Annotated in this window: 20 protein-coding genes; 2 read left to right on the top strand and 18 right to left on the bottom strand. The window is 66.1% G+C overall.

Annotated features, from left to right (window positions below; genetic code table 11):
* Nucleotides 1–44: 44 nt before the first annotated feature.
* Genes G6N18_RS23755 through G6N18_RS23680 form a run of 16 tightly spaced genes read right to left on the bottom strand, consistent with a single transcriptional unit; the run spans nt 45 to nt 16393 of the window.
* Nucleotides 45–1187, bottom strand: coding sequence for a M24 family metallopeptidase (locus G6N18_RS23755; RefSeq protein ID WP_083003898.1), 1143 nt, complete (start codon nt 1185–1187; stop codon nt 45–47).
* Nucleotides 1187–2428: a M24 family metallopeptidase gene (locus tag G6N18_RS23750; RefSeq protein WP_165757348.1), complete on the bottom strand. Its 1242-nt coding sequence runs from the start codon at nt 2426–2428 to the stop codon at nt 1187–1189. Before G6N18_RS23750 ends, G6N18_RS23755 begins: the two co-directional genes overlap by 1 nt.
* A 5-nt stretch (nt 2429–2433) precedes the next feature.
* Complete coding sequence (locus G6N18_RS23745; protein ID WP_083003905.1) at nt 2434–3600, bottom strand: amidohydrolase family protein; 1167 nt, start codon at nt 3598–3600, stop codon at nt 2434–2436.
* Nucleotides 3601–3636: 36 nt separating this feature from the next.
* Entirely contained in the window at nt 3637–4875 is a 1239-nt protein-coding gene (locus G6N18_RS23740; protein ID WP_083003909.1) for a cytochrome P450, read from the bottom strand.
* A gap of 11 nt (nt 4876–4886) precedes the next feature.
* Nucleotides 4887–5081, bottom strand: a complete 195-nt coding sequence (locus G6N18_RS23735; protein ID WP_083003913.1) for a ferredoxin — start codon at nt 5079–5081, stop codon at nt 4887–4889.
* Between the two features lies 1 nt (nt 5082).
* Entirely contained in the window at nt 5083–5793 is a 711-nt protein-coding gene (locus G6N18_RS23730) for a TetR/AcrR family transcriptional regulator (protein WP_082949377.1), read from the bottom strand.
* Nucleotides 5790–6599 carry an SDR family NAD(P)-dependent oxidoreductase gene (locus G6N18_RS23725; protein WP_083003917.1) on the bottom strand — a complete coding sequence of 270 codons (810 nt, stop codon included), beginning with the start codon at nt 6597–6599 and terminating at the stop codon, nt 5790–5792. Before G6N18_RS23725 ends, G6N18_RS23730 begins: the two co-directional genes overlap by 4 nt.
* The gene (locus G6N18_RS23720) at nt 6596–7450 is read right to left on the bottom strand and encodes an alpha/beta fold hydrolase (protein WP_083003920.1); all 855 of its coding nucleotides are present in this window, start codon (nt 7448–7450) and stop codon (nt 6596–6598) included. Before G6N18_RS23720 ends, G6N18_RS23725 begins: the two co-directional genes overlap by 4 nt.
* A complete protein-coding gene (locus G6N18_RS23715) occupies nt 7447–8037 on the bottom strand; it encodes an NADPH-dependent FMN reductase (RefSeq protein WP_067223209.1) in 591 nt (196 codons plus the stop codon). Before G6N18_RS23715 ends, G6N18_RS23720 begins: the two co-directional genes overlap by 4 nt.
* A 13-nt stretch (nt 8038–8050) precedes the next feature.
* Nucleotides 8051–9037, bottom strand: coding sequence for a cyclase family protein (locus G6N18_RS23710; protein ID WP_109749495.1), 987 nt, complete (start codon nt 9035–9037; stop codon nt 8051–8053).
* Nucleotides 9038–9064: 27 nt separating this feature from the next.
* Nucleotides 9065–9883: a coniferyl-alcohol dehydrogenase gene (locus tag G6N18_RS23705; protein ID WP_083003927.1), complete on the bottom strand. Its 819-nt coding sequence runs from the start codon at nt 9881–9883 to the stop codon at nt 9065–9067.
* 3 nt (nt 9884–9886) lie between these two features.
* Nucleotides 9887–11218, bottom strand: a complete 1332-nt coding sequence (locus G6N18_RS23700) for an LLM class flavin-dependent oxidoreductase (protein WP_083003930.1) — start codon at nt 11216–11218, stop codon at nt 9887–9889.
* Complete coding sequence (locus G6N18_RS23695) at nt 11215–12984, bottom strand: FAD-binding protein (RefSeq protein ID WP_083003934.1); 1770 nt, start codon at nt 12982–12984, stop codon at nt 11215–11217. Before G6N18_RS23695 ends, G6N18_RS23700 begins: the two co-directional genes overlap by 4 nt.
* Nucleotides 12977–13921 carry a 3-carboxyethylcatechol 2,3-dioxygenase gene (locus G6N18_RS23690; RefSeq protein WP_083003937.1) on the bottom strand — a complete coding sequence of 315 codons (945 nt, stop codon included), beginning with the start codon at nt 13919–13921 and terminating at the stop codon, nt 12977–12979. Before G6N18_RS23690 ends, G6N18_RS23695 begins: the two co-directional genes overlap by 8 nt.
* Entirely contained in the window at nt 13845–15524 is a 1680-nt protein-coding gene (locus G6N18_RS23685; protein WP_083003940.1) for a bifunctional 3-(3-hydroxy-phenyl)propionate/3-hydroxycinnamic acid hydroxylase, read from the bottom strand. Before G6N18_RS23685 ends, G6N18_RS23690 begins: the two co-directional genes overlap by 77 nt.
* Nucleotides 15524–16393 (bottom strand): alpha/beta fold hydrolase, encoded by an 870-nt coding sequence (locus G6N18_RS23680; protein ID WP_067223233.1) that lies wholly within the window; start codon nt 16391–16393, stop codon nt 15524–15526. Before G6N18_RS23680 ends, G6N18_RS23685 begins: the two co-directional genes overlap by 1 nt.
* 132 nt (nt 16394–16525) lie before the next feature.
* Between G6N18_RS23680 and G6N18_RS23675 the strand changes: the two genes are divergently transcribed.
* Together G6N18_RS23675 and G6N18_RS23670 are read left to right on the top strand one after the other, a co-directional pair.
* The gene (locus G6N18_RS23675; RefSeq protein WP_083003943.1) at nt 16526–17251 is read left to right on the top strand and encodes an IclR family transcriptional regulator; all 726 of its coding nucleotides are present in this window, start codon (nt 16526–16528) and stop codon (nt 17249–17251) included.
* A gap of 30 nt (nt 17252–17281) precedes the next feature.
* Entirely contained in the window at nt 17282–18886 is a 1605-nt protein-coding gene (locus G6N18_RS23670) for an FAD-dependent oxidoreductase (protein WP_083003947.1), read from the top strand.
* A 4-nt stretch (nt 18887–18890) separates the two neighbouring features.
* Here G6N18_RS23670 and G6N18_RS23665 read toward each other — a convergent pair whose 3' ends face one another.
* Together G6N18_RS23665 and G6N18_RS23660 are read right to left on the bottom strand one after the other, a co-directional pair.
* Nucleotides 18891–19361 carry a hypothetical protein gene (locus tag G6N18_RS23665; RefSeq protein ID WP_083003951.1) on the bottom strand — a complete coding sequence of 157 codons (471 nt, stop codon included), beginning with the start codon at nt 19359–19361 and terminating at the stop codon, nt 18891–18893.
* Nucleotides 19362–19518: 157 nt separating this feature from the next.
* Nucleotides 19519–19815: a cytochrome C oxidase subunit IV family protein gene (locus G6N18_RS23660; protein ID WP_083003955.1), complete on the bottom strand. Its 297-nt coding sequence runs from the start codon at nt 19813–19815 to the stop codon at nt 19519–19521.
* Nucleotides 19816–19829 lie beyond the last annotated feature (14 nt).

Below are 19829 nucleotides of genomic sequence, written 5' to 3'. Positions count from 1 at the left end.
CGTGTGCAGACACGGTCGCTCGCGAGGAGAAGTCATGCGTGCCCTCAACCGATTCCGACGCCCGCGCCACTCCAGAACGGGCTGGAGGTCAGCACCTCTGTCCCGTCGGCGGTGATGTGGACGGCCTCGCGACCGAAGACCGCCCCGACGCCCTGCTGCCAGACGTAGCCGGTGACCGCGAGCACCATGCCGGGTTCGAGCACCTCCTCGGCCACGGTCGCCCGCAGCGCGGGCGTGACGACCGGTGAATCGTAGCCGAGGCCGAGGCCGTGGGCGACGGGCATGGCGGGCAGCGGCTCGCCCGCCGCCTCGTACGCAGCGAGCAGGTCGCTCGCCGGATAACCCGGGCGGCAGGCCGCTACCAGCCTGTCCCACAGCCTGTTCCAGCGGTCGTAGAGTGCCGGCACCGCTGCTTCGTCGACGTCACCGGCCGGCCAGGTGCGGCCGACCTCGCCGACATAGCCGTCGGCCAACGCCCCAGCGGAGAACGCGACCAGGTCGCCGTTCTCGATGCGGCCGTCGCCGCGGGCGCGCCGCCACGGATGCTCCTTGCTGGTCGCCCACGCACCGTCCTGGGTGGCGGGCGTGGTGACGCCGCCGGCGGCCATCGCCTCCATCAGCGCCCCGGTCAACGTCTGCTCGGTGACACCGGATGTCAACTCCGCGCGGGCCGCCTCGAGCGCCGCCTCGGCCACTCCCAGCGCACCGCGCAACACCGCGATCTCGTCGGCCGTTTTGATCCGGCGAGCCGCCCGCAGCGCGGGTTCGGCGTCGACCAGTTCGGCGTTCGGGAAAGCCATCGGCAGAAGTTGGGCGAACGTCGGTGTCAGCGAGTCGGTTCCGACTCGTTTCACGGTGGCGGCGCCGGGCAGCACCTTGAGCACGTCGACGAGCGTCATCGGGTTCCACGCCAACCCGTAGAGGTGGTCGTGCGGGATCTCGTCGGGGATGCCCTCGTCCCAGGTGCTGTTGAGGTGGATCTCTCCGGTCGACCGCACGACCTCGCAGATCGGCCCGAAGGGGCGGGTGCCCGCGACCCAGAGTTGCGGGGCGCCGGTCACGTATCGGACGTTGGCCTGGCGGCCCAACACCAGGATGTCGATGTCGCGGTCCGCCATCTGGGCCAGCGCGCGTTCGCGGCGGCCCCTTCGCAAATCGGCTGCATCAGGGAGGATTTGGAGTGCCATCAGATCCGTCCGTAGGGTGCGTAGGGGTAGTCGGTGATCGATTGGTAGCCGTCGTCGGTGATCACCACGATCTCCTCGCTTCGATAACCACCGGTACCGTCCTCCCACACCACCGGTTCCAGCACCAGCAGCATCCCGGTCGGGAACACGAACTTGTCGTCGAACTCCTCGCCGAGATCGGTTCCGATCATCGGCATTTCGGCCGCATTGGTGCCGATTCCGTGGCCGAGGTAGAAGTGGGGCAGCCACGGCTTTCGGCCTCCGTTGGCGGCGATCGCCGCGCGAGCCAGGTCACCGGACGTCGCACCGGCCTTGGTGACTTCCAGCACCGCGGACAGGATCTCGCGCCACTTCTCGAACTGGGCCTGCTGGCGGTCCGTCGGCTCATCGCCGACGAGCCAGGTGCGGCCGAAGTCCGAGCAGTAACCCGTGTAGGTGATGCTGACGTCGGTCCACAACACGTCTCCGCGTTCGAGTTCGCGTTCGGTGGTCAGCAGCGGCAGCGCGAGGTCGCCGGTGGTGGTCCAGACAGACCCGCTGGTCTTCGTCGTCGGCATCACCTGCCAGATGGCCTCGAGCATGTTGGCCGTCGCCCCGAGTTCGAACGCCCGCCGGACGAACGCCGCGGAGAGGTCGACCTGCCGCACCCCGGGCGCGAGCGCCTTCTGCACGTCGACCATGGCTTCTTCGGTGATGCGGCAGGCGTTGCGGACACACGAGACCTGGTCGGGCGTCTTGACCAACTTGGCGGGTCCCACGACCTGCGCGGCGTCCGACGGCGGGCCGGAGGGGAACAGCGTGCTCGACGCGCGGCGCATCGCACCGGTCAGTTCGTCCACCGCGACGGAGCCGCCGGCGGGCACCAGGTCGGCCAGCACCTTGGCGAATTGTGCGACGCCCTCGTCGAATTCGAGGTACAGCGGGCCGTGCACGTGATCGGCCGGCACCTCGCACTGTGAGGCCGATCCCTCGCGCAGCGGCATGAACAGGTGTGGGTGCGGATCGTCGGCGAGCACGATCGCCGCCGGCCGCTCCACATGCGACAGCCCGGCATCGAGCAGCGGCCAGCTGACACCGGTCGCGTACACGACGTTCCCGTTGCCGATGAGAACGAGTGCGTCGACACCTTTTTCGTTCATCGAGTCGCGCAGTCGGGCTCCGCATTCGCGGTACATCCGGGCGCGGTCCGGCAGCTCGGGTATGTCGAAGGACGTGTTGACCGACGGCGACGCAGTAGACATCACAGTCACGAGATCCCCAGGAAGTTCTTGATGTTGGTGCTGACGATCTTGATGGCGTCTTCGGACCCGACCGCGTCGACGACCGTCTTCAGCGACTTCTCCGAGTAGCCGAACGTGGATTCGTTGTGCGGATAGTCCGATGACCACATCACGTTGTCCACGCCGATCTTGTCGATCAGCTCGAGACCGAGCGGATCGACCATGAACGACGCGCTCATGTGGTTGTCCCAGTAGTGGCGGACCGGGTGGTCGAGTTGGTGGTTGAACATGTGCCGGTACGAGGCGAACATGTGCTCGGCGTCCTGAAGTGCCGTCGGCACCCAGGCGATACCGCCTTCGAACCAGCCGATCTTGAGCTTCGGATGTCGGTCGAGGATGCCGGAGAACACATACTTGGCGAACTGTTCGCGGAACGAGTCGACGTTGACCATCATGCCGACCACCACGCTGTTGTGCTGGCACGGCGTCTTCGGCGGCGTCTCACCGATGTGGTGGCTGACCGGCACGCCGGCCTCCTCGATCTCGTCCCACACCGCATCCATGTCGGTGCTGCCGTAGTCGTAGATGTTGCCGTCGTCGTCCTTGCCCGGGTTCAACGGCAGCAGGAATGTCCGCAGCCCCAGTGACTTCAGCTCCTCCAGTGTGCTGCGGGTGCCCTTGGGGTCCCACCAGTTGATCAGTCCGACGCCGTAGAAGTGGCCCTTGCTGCGTTCCTGCAGATCGGCGATGTGCTCGTTGTAGATCCGGAACACCCGCTCGCGCAACGCCTTGTCCGGGTAGTGGAACAGCGCGAGCACGGCGTTGGGAAAGGCCAACTCCCTGTCGATGCCGTCCTCTTTGAGCTCCCGGACACGGGCCTCGATGTTGTTGGACGCGGCGCCGGCCAGGTCGTCGTACTGCATCAGCACCCGGCCGAAATCGCCGCCGGTCCAGGCCTTGCCCTTCATGCCGACCATGTACGCGCCATCCTCGTACCAGATCCGCGGCGCGGCGCCCTTGAGCTCCTCGGGGAAGCGTTCGTAGAAGATGTCGTCGGCCACCGAGATGTGGTTGTCGGCCGAGAAGATCTCGGTGCCCTCAGGAAGTCCGAAATCGCCTGTGGCATGGCCTTTGCGGTGTTTGGGAGCACCGAATCCCTCGGGAGGATAAAGAGTGGTGCTGGGTGCTGACATCGTTGACACTCCAATCGGGCTGTGAAACGGACCTGACTACCAGGCCACCGGAAGCTCATAGACGCCGTAGGCGAGACGGTCGTGTTTGAACGGCACCTCGTCGATCGGCACGGCCAGGCGCAATGTCGGAATGCGCCGCAGCAAGGTGTGGAACACGATCTGCAACTCGGCGCGGGCGAGCTGCTGACCGACGCACTGGTGCCGGCCGTAGCCGAAGCCCAGCTGTTGGCCGGCCTCGCGGCCGAGATCGAGCTTTTCGGGTTCGGGGTAGGCGCTGGCGTCCCAGTTCGCCGGCGCCAGGTCGAGGATGATGCCCTCACCCGCACGGATGGTCTCGCCCGCGATCTCGATGTCCTCGATGGCCACGCGGCGCTGGCCGTTCTGGATGATCGACAGGTAGCGCATCAGCTCCTCGACCGCGTTGGCGATGAATTTCGGATCATCCGAATCGCGCAGCAGCGCAGCCTGTTCGGGATTCTCCAGCAGTGCCAGCACGCCGATACCGATCATGTTCGCCGTGGTCTCGTGCCCTGCGATGAGCAGCCCGGTGCCCAACTGCGCGGCCTCCTTGACGCTGATCTCACCGGCGTTGACGCGCTCGGCGAGGTCGGACACCGCGTCCTCGGAGGGGCTTTCCATCTTGGCCCTGACCAGATCGCTCAGGTATTTCGCCAGGCTCATCGCGCCCTTTTGGCCGTCCTCGGCGGACGCGTAGCGGGCGAGGCCGACGTTGGCGTGGTGCTGGAAGAACTCGTGGTCTTCGTAAGGCACTCCGAGCATCTCGCTGATCACCCGGGTGGGCACGGGCAGCGCCAGGGCGGTGACGATGTCGGCAGGTTGCGGGCCGGCGAGGATGTTGTCGATGCACTCGTCGGTCACCTGCTGGATGGCCGGTCGCAGACCCTCCACCCGCTTGAAGGTGAACGGCTTGGACAGCATCCGCCGGAACCGCGTGTGCTCCTCGGCATCGGAGGTGAACACCGAGCGCGGCCGCTTGTGCACCGTGGACAGCATGTGTTCGTTCCAGTGCGGGAACCCTTCGCGGCGGTCATCGACGCTGACCCGCGGATCGGCGAACAGTCCGCGCGCGACTGCGTGACCGGTGATCAGCCAGGGCGTGCTGCCGTCCCAGATGCGCACCCGTGACAGCGATTTGGACTCACCCATTCTCAGCATCTGGGGCGGTGGGGCGAAGGGGCAGCGGGCGTCGCGCTCCATCGGGTACTCGGGAATATCCGCTGAAACGTCTGGGGTTCCGGTCAGGGTGTCGGACATGGGTGTCTTTCTCACTCCTCGATGTGGATGGCGAGTGCGGGGCAGGCCGCGGCCGCCTTGCGGGCGTTCTCAGCCTGGGACCCCGAGGGGCTGTGCTCGAGCAGGACCACGACGCCGTCGTCGTCGCGCTGGTCGAAGGTGTCGCTCGCGTTGAGCACGCACAGCCCGGAGGACACGCATTTGTCTTGGTCGACTGCGACTTTCATGTCAGGGCTGCTCCGTGATCGGTGCCCGCCACAACCCGACGATCGCGTCGATGAGGCCCGAAGCCACCGAACTCCAGGTGGTTCTGGGCATGTCGGCGCCCTCGGCGAAGGCCCGTTCGAAATCGGCGCAGGTGTGCATCATCAGGTTGCGCACCATGATGTTGCGCTCGATGACAACCGGCATGGGCAGATCGGGCAGGCAGCGGGTGATGCCGTCGACGACCTGCAGCAGCGACGGCGAGGCCAGCGCATCCTTGACGACGATCTTCTGGTAGGCGGGGTCGGCCAGCGCCTGCGCGGCGAACCGCGCATACCACGTCGGGTTCCCGAGTTGGTCCAGGTGTTCGGTGAGCGAACAGACCATGCAGGCGATCCAGTCGCGCAATTCGGTCGAGTCCCCGATCGCTGCCAGCATGCGCGCCAGCAGCCGCTCGATCGACACGCGGTGCTTCTGCTCGATCGCGCGCACCAGATCGGCCTTGGTGCCGAAGTGATAGCCGACCGCGGCGTTGTTGCCTTGCCCGGCGGCCTCGCTGACCTGGCGGTTCGATACCGCGTACACGCCATGTTCGGCGAACAGCCGCTCGGCGGCGGCCAAGATCGCTTCCCGCGTGATGCTGGCGCGCTCGGTGCGCACACTTCTGGCAGTGGTCACGGTCACAGTCAACCGCTGCGCGACGGTTAAGTCAAGCGACTGATTTAAAGTCGTCATGGCGTCGACTTGCGAACGATCACCTTGCCCGCGCTCGTGCCGCCGTCGATCGGCAGCACCGTTCCGGTGACATACCGCGATCGGTCAGTGGCGAAGTAGAGCGCGGCCTCGGCGACGTCGTCGACCGTGCCTTCCCGCTTCAGCGGGCGGTCATTGCGCATCTGTTCACGGATCTTCGCCTCGAACTCCTCCAGCTTTTCGAGGTCCTCGCCCGTCGCGGACTTGCGCACGATCGCAGTGCGGATGTTGCCGGGCGCGAGCGCGTTGACACGAATCTCGTGATGCGCCAGATCAATTGCCGCCGACTTGGTGAACTGGATGACGGCCGCCTTGGACGCGCGATAGGTCATCACCCCGCCGCCGGCCTGGATGCCGCCGATCGAGGTCAGGTTGATGATCGATCCGCCACCGTGTCGGGACATGTGCCGGGCGGCGTCACGGGTACCCGCCATCACGGCGAGCACATTGATCGCCATCACCCGGTGGAAGTCCGCGAGATCATCGTCGAGGAACTTCGGGAACATCTTGCCCGACACGCCGGCGTTGTTCACCATGACGTGCAGGCCATCGAACTCCTCGACGGCCGTTGTCACCAATCGGGTCACCTGATCGACCTCGGCCACATCGGTTTCGACGAACCGGATCTGGTCCGCGAGGTCCGTGACGAGTTGTGCGCCTCCGTCGCAGTCGATGTCGCCGACGACCACCTTGGCTCCCTCGGCACAGAATCGTCGCACCAGGCCCTCGCCCAGTCCGGAGGCACCGCCGGTGACGACCGCAACCTTGCCTTCCAGTTCGCCGGTCATGTCGCCGCCCCTTCGTGTATCTCGGCGAAGAAGCCGAGCAGTAGTTCGTTGACCGCGTCGGGTTGCTCGATCTGCGGGCAGTGCCCCGCGTTCTCGATCACCGCCGAGCGGCCGCCTGATATCTGGCCCGCTATCTCGGCGGCCCAGCCGTTCGGGAGCAGCTTGTCGCCGCCGCCCTCGACGACCAGCGTCGGTACGTCGATGCGCCCGTAGGCCCGCTTGCTCGACGGCAACGGCGGTGCGTCCAGGCCGGGGCGCCGAAACCGCGCGGCAGCCAATGCTTCCCACGCGCCGGGTGCGATGCTGGCCTCATAGCGCCGCCGCACGTATGCCTGGTCGACCGGATACGACGGGTCGAAGAACAGCGCCTCCACGATCCGGCGCATCCCGGCGAGCGTCGCGTCGTAGTCGTAGAGGACGGCCGAGTGTTCGTTGCGCTGAATCTCGCCGCCGCCGCAGATGGTCACCAGGCTGCGCGCGGGCAGCACCGGCGATTCGGAGGTGGCATCGACGAACAGGTTCACCGCGCCCATCGAATTGCCCACGAAATGCGCGGTGTCGACATCGACGACTTCGCAGAACCGCGCGATGTGCCGGATCCGCATGCCCCGGCCGTCATTGAAGTCGACGACCTTCGCCGACTCGCCGAAGCCGAGCATGTCGAGGGCCAGCACGCGGTAGTGCTCGGCCAGTGCGGCGATGTTGCGCTCCCAGCCGATCTCGGCGCCCACCCCGAACTCGCCGCCGTGCAGCAGCACCACCGGATCGCCTTGTCCCGCTTCGAGGTAGCCGGTGACAAGCCCGTCAACCACGACGGACTTGCGTTCCGCGGAAGCGCCCGAAGCGGTCACGCGGTCTCCCGGGCGGTGCTGGCGAAAGACAGTAGTTGGGTGGCGAGCATGTCCAGCTGGTTTCGGGTGGCGTCGTGGATCAACTGCCCTTGGGCGTCCCAGATCTGGTCGGCGGAGTTGATTGCCACCCCGATCGGGGTCGGCCATGCACGCAGTGCGTGCCCGATGGAGCGCAACTGTCCGAGCGTGCCGACCGCCGCCTGCCAGCCGTAGGCACAACTGATGCATCCCCACGGCGTGTTGTCCAGGTAGACGCGAGGGTCCTCACGAAGGTCCTCGATGTAGTCGAGCGCGTTCTTGACCAGCCCCGAGATCGCCCCGTGGTAGCCGGGCGATCCGACGACGACGGCATCGGCGTCGCGCAGCGCACCGACCAGTTCGAGGGCCCCTGGTGTGCGCTCGAGTTCGTGCGGCGCGTACATGGGCAGGTTGAGGTCTTCACCGCAGAACAGACGCGTCCGGCCGCCCTGCCGTTCGACCGATGCCAGACAACAACGCAGCGCGCGCTCGGTCGACGAGTTGGCCCGCAGGGTGCCGCCGAGTCCGACGACGAATGGTGTATCCCCAGTCGTGGTGTGTGCAGTCATCTGGTTTCACCTACTACTTGATCGCGATCGGGCTGACGGGTGCACCTACCGCGCCAACGACTTTCAGCGGCGGCGCGATGAGCTGGAACTCGTAGACGCCGTCGGCGGCGCAGTCGACCGCCAGGCCGGTGAGGTCCCAGTACTCGCCGAACATCAGGCCCATGTCGCGCAGGCAGATCATGTGCATCGGCAGGAAGGTGCCCTCGACTCCGTTGGCCGGGTCGGGATCCTCGACCATCAGGTTGTCGGCGGCGACCGCTGCGACGTCGTGGTCGTGCAACCACGAGGCGCATGTCCAGTGCAGCCCGGAACCGGGTTCGGCGCCGTCGCCGGTCGACAGGAACCTGGTCCACCACCCGGTGTGCACGACGACGATGTCGCCGGCGGTGATCGTGACTCCCTGGGCCTTGGCGATGTCGTCGAGTTCGTCTGGCGTCACGGGGCTTCCGGGCGCCAGAAAGACGTCGGCTCCGCGATGCTTCACCACGTCGAGCAGAACGCCGCGGGATGTGATGCCTTTGGCGTCGACCTTGTCGATCCCGCAGTGGAAAGCGCCGAAGCTGGTCACGGAGTCCGCGGGGAAGCCGTTGTAGAGCTTGTCCTCGTAGTACACGTGCGACAGCGCGTCCCACTGCGTGGCCGCCTGCAGCGGCATCACGATCATGTCGTCGTTGAAGCGGAACGGGTTGTCCACGAAGAACTCGCCGACCTCGTGTGCCACCGAGTTCCGCAGCCACTGCGGGCCGTACTGCGCCAGCGTGTTCGCGTCCCCGCCGTCGACCGTCATCACGTGGGTGGGGTTGGGCCGGAACTGGAATGCTCCTTGCGGACCGTTCGACCCGAAATCGCCGCCGAGCGGGATCACCGTGCCCTTCTTCACTAGCGATGCGGCCTCGGCCACCTTCTCGGGCGTGATGAGGTTGAGGGTGCCGAGTTCGTCGTCGTCACCCCAGCGGCCCCAGTTGCGCACGTCGTCGGCGACCCGGCGGAAGTCGCTCATGGAAGAAGTCTCAGCCATTCTCGCCTCTCATCGTCGCTGCACCGATCCCGCGAGGTCCGTCTCCCCCATCGTGCCGCCATCCACCCAGATCACCTGTCCGGTGAGGTAATTGGCTGCCCTGCTGTTCAGGAAGGTCAGGACGCTGGCCTGTTCTTCGGGTTCCGCGGCGCGGCCGAGCGGAGTACGGAAGGAGTCGAGGAACCCCTGGCCGTACGCAGTGCGCAGCTGGTCGAGGATGGGTGTGTCCGTCACCCCCGGGGCGGTGCAGTTGATCCGGATCCCCTTGGCACCCAACGCGGCAACGTGGGCCATGCCGTAGAGGATGATCGCCTCCTTGGACAACCGGTAACCACCGCCGTCGGCCAGTGCCTCGGGATTTCGTTTACACCACTCGATTCCCGCGTCGACCGAGTCCGTGTCGACCAGTCCGACCGTCACCGGTGCGTTCTCCCGGTAGGCCGAGGCGGCCAGCGACGACACGTTCGCGATCGCCGAACCGGGCGGCATTCTCGGTACCAGCGCCTCGGTCAACCGCCGAGTGCCGAGGAAGTTGATCGCCACCACGCGCAGCGGATCTTTGATCCCCGACGACACCCCGGCGATGTTGAACAGCGCATCGACCCGGTCGCCGATCTCGTCGACGGCCCGGTCGATCGACGCCGGATCCGACAGGTCCAGTGCGATGAACGCGCCGACAGACTCGGCGGGCGGTTTGATGTCGAGTCCGATCACCAACGCGCCGAGATCGGCGACCTGCCTGGCGACGTGGGCGCCGATGCCTGACGCGCATCCGGTGACGACCACGCGGCGCCCGTCATAGCGCCACAGTTCGTCAGTACGGCTCATGGCTCACTTTTGGTCGACGGTCGGATTGCGGCTCGTCCATCCTTCTCCTGACTTGAGTTTCGCCGCAGCAGCCTCGATGCCGGCGTTCATCTCGTCCATCGCCAGGGAGACCTCGTTGGCGGTGTAGTTCTGGCGTCCGGTGGGCAGGCCGCCGAACGCGTAGCTCTCGTCGAAGAAGGGGGCTTGCGATGCCGGCCGGCGAGCCTCCACTTTTTCCATGATCGGCTCGAGCCGCTTGGCCTTTTCCGCCTGGGCCTTCTCGTCGCGCTCGATGAACTCGGGCAACACCTCTTTGCCCATCAACTCGATGGATTCCATCGTCTCGTCGTGGCGGCGGGGCGTCAGCAGCAGGATCAGCTCGTCGACGCCGCTTTCCTCGTAGCCGCGCAGGAAGTTTCGCACGGTCTCCGGACTGCCGATCGGCCCGCGGTCGGGTCCGTAGACGATGCTCGGATCCTTCTCGATCTCCTCGAGATGGCGCTTCCACACTCCGGTCCGGCCAGGCGTGTGCATACCGGTCATGTAGTAGTGCATGATGCCGAATGCGAAGAAGCCACCGCCCTTGCCGAGCCGGTCGATGGCCTGTTCGTCGGTGGGAGCCACCATCATCGACAGGTCACCGCCGATGGCGAGAATGTTCGGGTTCATCTGAGGTGTGACGGGCGCACCGTTCTCCTCGAACTCCTTGTAGTAGCCGTTCACCCGCTCGGTCAGCGGACCGGGCCCGGTGTAGGCGAAACTCAATGCGCCGAGGCCTTTCTGCGCGGCCATGGCGACCGATGCCGGCCGCGTACAGGCCACCCACACCGGCGGGTGCGGCTTCTGCAGCGGTTTGGGTACGACGTTGCGCGGCGGCATCTCGATGTGCTGCCCCTTGAACCCGCTGAACGGCTCCTCGGTCATGCAGCGGATCGAAACCTCCAGGGCCTCTTCCCACATCGCACGCTTGTCGGCGGGGTCGACGCCGAAGCCCCCCAGTTCGCCGACCGACGACGACTCACCCGTGCCGAACTCCACGCGGCCGTTGGAGATCAGGTCGAGTGTCGCGATTCGCTCGGCGACGCGGGCGGGATGGTTGACGACCGGCGGTAGGTGCATGATGCCGAATCCGAGGCGGATGTTCTCGGTCCGCTGACTGGCCGCGGACAGGAAGATCTCCGGTGCGGTGGAGTGGCAGTACTCCTCGAGGAAGTGGTGCTCGGTCAGCCACACGGTCGAGAAACCGGCCTTGTCCGCCAGCTCGACCTCATCGAGACCGTCCTGGAAAAGCTTGTGCTCGTCGTCTTCGCTCCACGGCCGAGGCAGCGGGAATTCGTAGAACAGCGAGATCTTCATCTGGTTACCTTCCGATGTGTATCGAGTGTCGAATCGGTACTGGTGCCGGCCGGGATGTCGGAGTCGGACAGCTGCTCGGCGATGTGCTTGGCCGCGACATAGCCGAAGGTCATGGCGGGGCCGATGGTCGCACCGGCGCCCGCGTAGCTGCGGCCCATCACCGCAGCCGATGTATTGCCCACTGCGTAAAGGCCTTTGACGATGCTGTCGTCGACGCGTAGCACCCTGGCGTGCTCATCGGTGCGCAGGCCGCCGGAGGTGCCGAGGTCGCCGAGGATGATCTGGAACGCGTAGTACGGCGGCTTGCCGAGCGGGTGCAGGTTCGGGTTCGCCAGCGTCGGGTCGCCGTAGTAGTTGTCATAGGCGGAGTCGCCGCGGTTGAAGTCGTCGTCGTGGCCGTTGCGCGCCAGTTCGTTGAAGCGCTCGGCGGTCTGACGGAGTTGCGCCGGCGGGACGCCGATCTTGCCCGCGAGTTCCTCGAAGCTGCCGCCCTCGTGTACGACACCGGACTCCAGCCACGCCTTGGGTAGCTTGCGGCCGGTGGGCACGGGCGCGAACGGCACCCTGGGAATCGGGAGGTGCCCGGCGACCACATAGCGGTGGAACGACCGGATGTCGGTGATCAACCAGCACGGAATGTGCGTGATCCCGGCGTTCTGTCCTTCGATCATCGCGTGTGCGAAATCCATGTAGGGGGCGGCCTCGTTGATGAACCGCTTGCCCTCTCCGTTGACGACGAACTGCGACGGCATCATGCGTTCGTTGAGCATGAACTGCAACCGGCCGTCTGGCCAACAGATCGCAGGGAACCACCACGCCTCGTCGAGCAGATCAGTTGAGCCGCCAACCTTCTCCCCGGCCCGGATCGCGTCACCCATGGCGGCCGGATTGCCGAAGCTCCAGTCCTTTTCCAGCACCGGCAGATGTTCCCGGCGCCATTCCATGTCATGGTCGAACCCGCCGGCGGCCAGGATCACGCCGTGGCGGGCCGCGATGCGCTGCGGGCGACCGTCGCGCTCCACCACCGCGCCGGTCACGGTCCCGTCGACGTCGGTGATCAATTCGGTCATCGGGGAGTTGAGCCACAGCGGGATGTCCTGCTGCCGCAGCGCCAGCCGCATCCTTGCCGCGAGTGACTGGCCGATGGCCGCCATCCGGTCGCCGAACACCCGCGCGCGAAACATCCGCCAGATCAATTTGACCAGCACCGCTTTGCCCCGCCAGTTCTGGCGAACCTGATAGAACAGCCGGAGATCCTTTGGCGCGAACCAGATTCCCTTCGGCGCCAGCGCAAGCGGTTGCAGCAGGTGGTTCTCCTCGTCACCCAGCTTGCGCAGGTCGATGGCGGGCACGTTGATCGTGCTGCCCTGCTCGGAGCCGCCCGGCAGTTCCGGGTAATAGTCGGCATAGCCGGGCTTCCAGACGAATTCGAACCACGGGCTGAGCTTTTCGAGGAACTCCATCATCTCCGGTGCGGCGTCGACGTACTGGCGCAGTCGCGCGTCGCTGACCAGCCCGCCGGTGATCCGGCGCAGGTATTCGACGACACCGTCGGGGTCCGGGACGTAACCCGCCTTGCGCTGCGCCGGTGCGCCGGGCACCCAGATACCGCCGCCGGACAATGCGGTGGAGCCACCGAAGTGTGCGGCCTTCTCGACCACCAGGGTGTCCAGGCCGAACGCGTCGGCGGCCAGTGCCGCGGTCATTCCGCCACCGCCGGAGCCGACGACGAGCACGTCGACGACGTGGTCGAAATTCTCAGACATCCAGTACCGCCGTCCTGATTGCGAATCCTGCGATCAACTCCGGCGCCGCCCGGTAGAACCGCTGCTCGGTCCGGTACGGGCCGTGGGCGGTGAGTGCGGCGAAAGCCGCGATCCATGTGCGGATTTCGTGTGCCGAATGGCCGGCCTCGCGCTCGATCCAGTCGTTCGACCAGCCGTCCACCTCGGCGAGTCGGTTGCCGTCGATCACCTCGAGGAACGCGGCGTCCCAATCGGGATTCAGGGGCTGCAACGGGCTGTCCCCGTCTGCGAACGCCTTGGCGGCGTCCATCACGGCGACCTGGCGAGCCTGCCGCTGCTCCGGGGTCATCGGCGTGCCGTGCACGATTCGTTCGAGCGCCGCGGGCGGGGCGGTGGCCAGCGTCGGCACCGGCGGATCGTGGGACAGCCCACCGGATCCGAGGATGAGCACCCGCTTGTCGAGGGTCGCGAGGAAGGTGCCGATCGCAGTGCCGAGCGCACGAACGCGGCGCACCGGCCCGAGTGGGGTGGCCACCGAGTTGATGAAGACGGGGATCATCGGCCGTGCCGTTGCATCGCCGAACAGGTTCTGCAGCGGCTGAACCGTTCCGTGGTCGACGTCCATGCTGGCCGAGATCGCGACATCGATACCCGACTCGAGAACCGCTCGGGCACAGTCGGTCGCGACGTCTGCGGGCACATTCAGAGCACCGGAGTGGGTGCCGTAGTCACCGACGCCCTGGGCCGCCGTCCCGATGCAGAACGGCGGCATCGTCCGGTAGAAGAACCCGTTGTAGTGGTCCGGAGAGAAGACGACGACGAGGTCGGGGTCGTAGTCGCTGACGAACCGGCGTGCCTCGGCCAGCGCGGCCTCGACGTCGTCAAGGAGTCCCCGTGACGGTCCCGGAAGGTTCAGTAGCGGGCTGTGCGACATGCAGCACAGGGCCAGTGTGCCCATGAGAACCAGAGCCTCCTTCCTGGGTCAGGCAAAGGATGTCGAAGATCGACTCGCTGACTTCGGCGGCGCGCTGGGCGATGCAGGCACCGGCGATGCAGCGGTCGGGGCGCAGGAACAGCACCGAGTCGGTATAGGTGTCGAACCACGATTTCAAGGCGCCGGTCTTGTCGCCGACCACCGTCACATCGGCGTCGTCGTGACCCAGCCAGTGCAGCTGCGTCATCGGGCGTGCTTCGATGAATGTCGCGCCAAGCGCCTTCCACCGGTTGAAAGCCTTGTCGCCGAGAACAGCCCGCAGATTGTTGCTCCAGCACAGCACGGCGAAGCCAGGGCCCAGTACATCGTCGAGCAACACGTTCTGCGCGGCGCGCGTGTCGACCCGGGGCTGGATGAACAGCGTGCCGGTGGGCGAATTGTCCTCGCCGGCATGGACGACCGCGCCTTCTCTGTAGCGCGGCATCGGCTTGAACCGCATCTCCAGGATGTAGCGCTTCAACGTGGGCACGACCGACGCAGCGTGGATGACACGGTCGCGTAGTGCGGCGACCCGCCGGTTCGTCGGCGAAATGACCCGGCCCACCAGCGTTGAGAGGTCGATCATCGCTCTCGCGTGCTTGCGGCGCTCGACGTCGTAGGTGTCCAGCAGGGCGGCATCGGCTTGCCCGGTCACCACCGCGGCGAGTTTCCAACCGAGGTTGGCCGCATCCCGGATGCCGCTGTTGTAGCCCTGTCCCTGCCACACCGGCATCAGGTGGGCAGCGTCGCCGGCCAACAGCAGCCGACCCGTGCGGAAGGAGCTCGCGATCCGCGAATGATGCGTGTACACCCGGTGCCGGATCATGTCGACCTGTTCGGGATGCGGGACCCGTTGCGCAAGCATCTTTTTGACGAACGCCGGGTCGTCGGCCTGTTCGTCGGTCTCGTCCGGGTGGATCATGAACTCGAAGCGGCGGATGCCGTGGGCGATCGAGATCGACACATAGGGTCGCACCGGATCCGCGCCGACCTCGCTGTTCGGATGGCCCAGCGGGTCGTTGGCGACGTCGACCACCAGCCAGCGCGTCGACGAGGTGGTGCCGTCGAACGAGACACCCATCAACCGCCGGGTCGCGCTGCGGCCACCGTCGCAACCGACCACGTACCGGGCCGTCACGGGCTTCTGTCCGCCGGCGAACCGAACCGTCACCGCGTCGTCGGTCTCGACACACGCCTCCATGCGGTGCTCGAACCGGACCTCGACATGCTCGAAACGGTCTAGACCGCCGTACAACTCGGCGTCGACCATCGGTTGTACGAAGCCATTGCGTTTGGGCCAGCCGAACCGCGCATCCGGTGGCGCCATCTCGGCCAGCAGCCGTCGCTTGGCATCGAAGAACCGCAGGATCTGGTTGGGCACGGTGTGCGGCAGCACCCGCTCGACAAGACCGATGGACTGAAATGTGCGCAGCGCCTCGTCGTCGAGACCGACGCCGCGCGGGTAGTCGATGAGCGTGGCCCGCTCTTCGACGACCAGCGTCCGAACGCCATGCAGTCCAAGGATGTTGGCCAGCGTCAGGCCGGACGGACCTGCGCCGACGATGAGGACATCAACCTGCTCGGCCATCACTTCCCCAACAGGAAGTCGAGGTGCAGGCGATTGAACGTCTTCGGGTCCTCGTACTGGGGCCAGTGACCGCAGCCCGGCATCACCTCGAAGCGGGCGCCCGGGATCATCGACGCGATCCGCCGCCCCTCGGCGACGTCGGCCGTGGGATCGTCACTGGTCCACACCACCAACGTCGGCGCGGTGATGGACCCGTACTCATCGGGTCCCAGAAGGTTGCGCGCACGGATCTGCGGATCCTGCAGGGCCATGATGTCGCGCATCGCCGACACGAAGCCCGGTTGTCGGTACACGCGCTGGCGGCTCGCCACAATGTCGTCGTAATCCTTTGACTTGTCGGCCATCAACCATTTGATCCGGGCCTGCACGGTCGCCCAGGTCGGATCTTCGGCAGCGGCCATCGACAAGGTGATGATCCGCTTCATGACCTCCGGATCGGCCTGCGAGCCGCCTGCGGTGTTGAGCACCAACCGGTCAAGTCGCTCGGGGTGGTCGACCGCGGCGCGTGCGGCGACCCAGCCGCCGAGCGACTCGCCGCTGATGTGGGCGCGCTGTGCGCCGACCGCGTCGAGGAACGAAATCAGATGCGCGACGTAGTGACCGATTTCCAGCGGGTGACCGGGTTTGTCTGTGTAACCGTGGCCGAGCATGTCGATCGACCAGACCGAGAAGCGTTCGGCGTGCGCTTCGAGATTGCGCACATAGGCCTCGGCGTGCCCCCCGGAACCGTGCAGGAATACGAGCACCGGCTTGTCGGTGTCACCGGCGTGCAGATAGCGGGTGCGAACGCCGCCGGCGTCGAGGTAGCCCTGCGAGAACGTGACGCCCTGAAGGTCGCTCCAGACGCTCTCGAACTCCGCTTCAGGCACGCTTACCTCTCTTGACTGCGAGAATCGAATTCTCGTAATTTGTAAGCACTCTGCTCATTTATCGCACATCCACGTGCACTATAGTTAGAGCATCACTCTCGTGACTGCTCAATGTCAAGGGAAAGGGACGCCATGGCTTCGCAGGGCCGGCCCCGACAGGGGACGGAGCCGATCAGCGCTGCGCCCAACGGTGCGCCCGGGTCTCAGACGTTGGCCAGGGGCCTGGCCGCGCTGCAACTGGTTGCCAGCTCGCGCACCGGGCTCACCGCCCAGCAGGTCGCCGACGACATCGGCGTACACAGAACCATCGCGTACCGGCTGTTGTCGACGCTCTCCCAGTTCCGGTTGGTGGCCAAGGGTGAGGACGGCCGCTACCGCTCGGCCGCGGCGCTGGCGGTGCTCGGGGCGTCGTTCGACAACAACGTGCGGCAGCTGAGCTTGGCCACCCTGCGGGGGCTCGCCGACGAACTCGCAAGCACGGTGTCGCTTCTCGTCGCCGAAGGTGATCAGCAGGTCGCGATCGCCGTCATCGTGCCGACGAACGTCTTCTACCAACTGTCGTTTCACGAAGGCAGCCGCTACCCGCTGGACCGCGGTTCCGCCGGAATAGCGCTGTTGGCGAGCATGCCGCCGCGCCCCGGCGAGCGGGATCTGGTTCCCCTGACCCGGGAGCGGGGCTGGGTGATCACGCACGGCGAGGTCGAGCCGAACACCTACGGCCTCGCAGTGCCCGTGCGTCGGCAGCCACCGGCGCCACCGACCTGCATCAACCTCATCTCTCACCGCGAGGATGTCGTGATGGAAGGCAGGGACGCGGTCATCAAGGCGGCCAACGAATTAGCCGCGATCCTCAGCTAGAGGGTCGGTGAGCCGGAAGGAGCAGCGCACATGACCGATTGGGACCATGACGTCGATGTGGTCGTCCTCGGCAGCGGTGGAGCCGGTCTGACCTCCGCGCTCAGCGCGGCGGCCAACGGCGCTTCGGTGGAGATCTACGAGAAGGCCGCGACCGTGGGCGGCACGACGGCGGTGTCGGGCGGCATCATCTGGATTCCCGCGCACGACCGAGCCGCCGACGGCGAACTGACCGTCGAGGACGCGATGGCCTATCTGCGCGCTCAGTCACTGGGTTACATGGATGACGACCTCGTCGAGACTTTCGTGCGCACGGGACCCGAGATGCTCGATTTCGTTGAGGCGCACAGTGATCTGCGATTCGAGGTCGCTGAGGGGTTTCCGGATTACAAGCCCGAGTTGCCCGGCGGGCGACCATCGGGCGGGCGCTCGCTCAACGCCAAGCCTTTCGACCTGGGCAGGCTCGGCGAGTGGCGCGACCGCATCACGTCGTTTCCGGCGGACTTCAGCAATGTCGGCATCGACGCGGAGACCCGGGCACGCATCCACGCCTCGGTGGACGACGAATCCGGTGACTACTGCGTCGCGGGCACCGCCCTGATCGCCGGGTTGCTGAAGGGTCTGTTGGACCTCGGTGTCGCGCCTCGCACCGGCGCGCGAGCCGTCGAGTTGCTCGCCGACCCGCTGGGCATCACCGGGGTGCGAATCTCACAGGACGGCAATGATTTCAGCGTTCGTGCCCGCCGCGGCGTCGTCTTGGGTACCGGCGGGTTCGAGTGGGACCGTAAGCTGGTCGAGGCTTATCTGCGGGGGCCGATGCGCGGGCCGGTGTCGCCGCCCAACAACACCGGCGACGGCCTGCGGATGGCGATGGCGCACGGCGCCGACCTGGCCAACATGGGCGAGGCCTGGTGGGTGCCGATTGTTCAACTACCCGGCGACACGTTTGAGGGTCAGCCGCGCAGCCGCAGCGTGCGACTGGAACGCACGCGGCCGCGCAGCATCATCGTCAACCGGGCGGGCAAGCGGTTCCTCAACGAGGCCGGCGAGTACAACTCGATGGCGGGGCCGTTCCACTACCTCGACCCGAGGCACGGCTACGCCAACGATCCGGCGTGGATCGTGTTCGACTCGCTGCACCTGAAGAAGTACGGCTTCCTCGGCATCGATCCGGACGGCCCTGCGCCGGAGTGGTTCTCGCCGTCGAAGGATCTGACCGAGCTGGGCGAGAAGACCGGCATCGACCCGGAGGGATTGGCTCGCACGCTGCGGGTGTGGAACGACAACGTCACGCGCGACGACGACCCCGATTTCGGTCGCGGATCGAGCGCCTACGACGGCTACTGGGGCGACGACAAGGCGCCCACTGCGGCCGCTCGGACGCTCGGCCCCATCGACACGCCGCCGTACTACGCCGTCCCGGTGTCGATCGGTGCGATGGGGACAAAGGGCGGTCCTCGCACCGACTCCGACGGCCGGGTGCTGCACGTCAACGGTTCGGCGATCCCGGGGCTGTTCGCTGCGGGCAACGCGATGGCCGGTGCGACGGGTAAGGCGTACGGCGGTGCCGGTGGAACCATCGGCCCCGCAATGGCGTTCGGCTACCGCGCTGGGCTCGCCGTGTCAGCGCGGACCTGAGGCGCTACTCGGTGATCTCGACGCCGTTGTAACTCGCCAGCATCTCGGCTGACGGCAACGCCATTTGTAGATACACGTCGATGCGAGCGATTTTGCCTGCGTCGTTGAACTCGTAGACCGTCATCGAGTTGACCGAGTTGCTGAAGTCGCCGACCCGGCTGCGCTCCTCGAGCTCGAGAAAGATGACATTGCCGGTCTCGGTGATGCGTTTGAACGAGCAGTCCCAGTCCGAGGCGGCGGCCCAGTTGGTCAGGAACTCGGCGTACTCCGGCCAATTCATCACTTCTTTGAAGTTGCCTACCCGCACGAACGCCTCGGTGTCGATCAACTCGGCGAGAGGCGCCCAGCTGTTGATTGAGAACCCCGGCCGCTTCGCGGCGTCGACCAGTGTCTTGGTGATGACGGCATATTCGAGCACTGTACGAGCGCGACCGGAATATCGGTCGATGACTTCGTCGATATCCTGCAATATCATCGGGCAGTCACTGTCTCCTTCGAATGCGCCAAGCCTCAACGTACTGAGATGCGCCGGGCTCCGATACCGATTTCTCCACAGCGGTCGCCGATTGCGCCGAGAAACCTGATGCAGAAGTCGGCGCGCCCACGGTCCTGCCCGCGACCTTCGGCCCGCCTCAAGTCGACACCGCCGAGCCGATGAAGTAGCTGCCGAACAGGCATGCTGCGACGAGCATCACCCAGCAGTCAGTGAGGCGGCACAGCCATACCGGGGCGTGGCGTACCTCCATGAATTCCCGGAAAATGATGCGCACCTTGATGAGCGCGATCGCGATCGCACTCACGGTGACCACGGCGCTGGCCTTGAGCGTGCCGTTCTGATCGACCGCCTCATCCATCCAAACGTACGCCAGTGTCAACAACGTGAGGATCGACCAGACGATCAGCAGTCTCTTGTTCAGAATCTTGCTCATATGTTGCTCACCCG

Source organism: Mycolicibacterium celeriflavum (genome assembly GCF_010731795.1).
GTDB classification, from domain to species: domain Bacteria; phylum Actinomycetota; class Actinomycetes; order Mycobacteriales; family Mycobacteriaceae; genus Mycobacterium; species Mycobacterium celeriflavum.
The sequence above is the reverse complement of the archived record's forward strand: the minus strand, read 5'-3'. Positions and strand labels throughout refer to the sequence as shown.

Coding starts and splice junctions, on each gene's coding strand:
- G6N18_RS23755 (WP_083003898.1), bottom strand. CDS start 1,187: ATGGCACTCCAAATCCTCCCTGATGCAGCCGATTTGCGAAGGGGCCGC.
- G6N18_RS23750 (WP_165757348.1), bottom strand. CDS start 2,428: ATGTCTACTGCGTCGCCGTCGGTCAACACGTCCTTCGACATACCCGAG.
- G6N18_RS23745 (WP_083003905.1), bottom strand. CDS start 3,600: ATGTCAGCACCCAGCACCACTCTTTATCCTCCCGAGGGATTCGGTGCT.
- G6N18_RS23740 (WP_083003909.1), bottom strand. CDS start 4,875: ATGTCCGACACCCTGACCGGAACCCCAGACGTTTCAGCGGATATTCCC.
- G6N18_RS23735 (WP_083003913.1), bottom strand. CDS start 5,081: ATGAAAGTCGCAGTCGACCAAGACAAATGCGTGTCCTCCGGGCTGTGC.
- G6N18_RS23730 (WP_082949377.1), bottom strand. CDS start 5,793: ATGACGACTTTAAATCAGTCGCTTGACTTAACCGTCGCGCAGCGGTTG.
- G6N18_RS23725 (WP_083003917.1), bottom strand. CDS start 6,599: ATGACCGGCGAACTGGAAGGCAAGGTTGCGGTCGTCACCGGCGGTGCC.
- G6N18_RS23715 (WP_067223209.1), bottom strand. CDS start 8,037: ATGACTGCACACACCACGACTGGGGATACACCATTCGTCGTCGGACTC.
- G6N18_RS23710 (WP_109749495.1), bottom strand. CDS start 9,037: ATGAGCGACTTCCGCCGGGTCGCCGACGACGTGCGCAACTGGGGCCGC.
- G6N18_RS23705 (WP_083003927.1), bottom strand. CDS start 9,883: ATGAGCCGTACTGACGAACTGTGGCGCTATGACGGGCGCCGCGTGGTC.
- G6N18_RS23700 (WP_083003930.1), bottom strand. CDS start 11,218: ATGAAGATCTCGCTGTTCTACGAATTCCCGCTGCCTCGGCCGTGGAGC.
- G6N18_RS23695 (WP_083003934.1), bottom strand. CDS start 12,984: ATGTCTGAGAATTTCGACCACGTCGTCGACGTGCTCGTCGTCGGCTCC.
- G6N18_RS23690 (WP_083003937.1), bottom strand. CDS start 13,921: ATGGGCACACTGGCCCTGTGCTGCATGTCGCACAGCCCGCTACTGAAC.
- G6N18_RS23685 (WP_083003940.1), bottom strand. CDS start 15,524: ATGGCCGAGCAGGTTGATGTCCTCATCGTCGGCGCAGGTCCGTCCGGC.
- G6N18_RS23675 (WP_083003943.1), top strand. CDS start 16,526: ATGGCTTCGCAGGGCCGGCCCCGACAGGGGACGGAGCCGATCAGCGCT.
- G6N18_RS23670 (WP_083003947.1), top strand. CDS start 17,282: ATGACCGATTGGGACCATGACGTCGATGTGGTCGTCCTCGGCAGCGGT.
- G6N18_RS23665 (WP_083003951.1), bottom strand. CDS start 19,361: ATGATATTGCAGGATATCGACGAAGTCATCGACCGATATTCCGGTCGC.
- G6N18_RS23660 (WP_083003955.1), bottom strand. CDS start 19,815: ATGAGCAAGATTCTGAACAAGAGACTGCTGATCGTCTGGTCGATCCTC.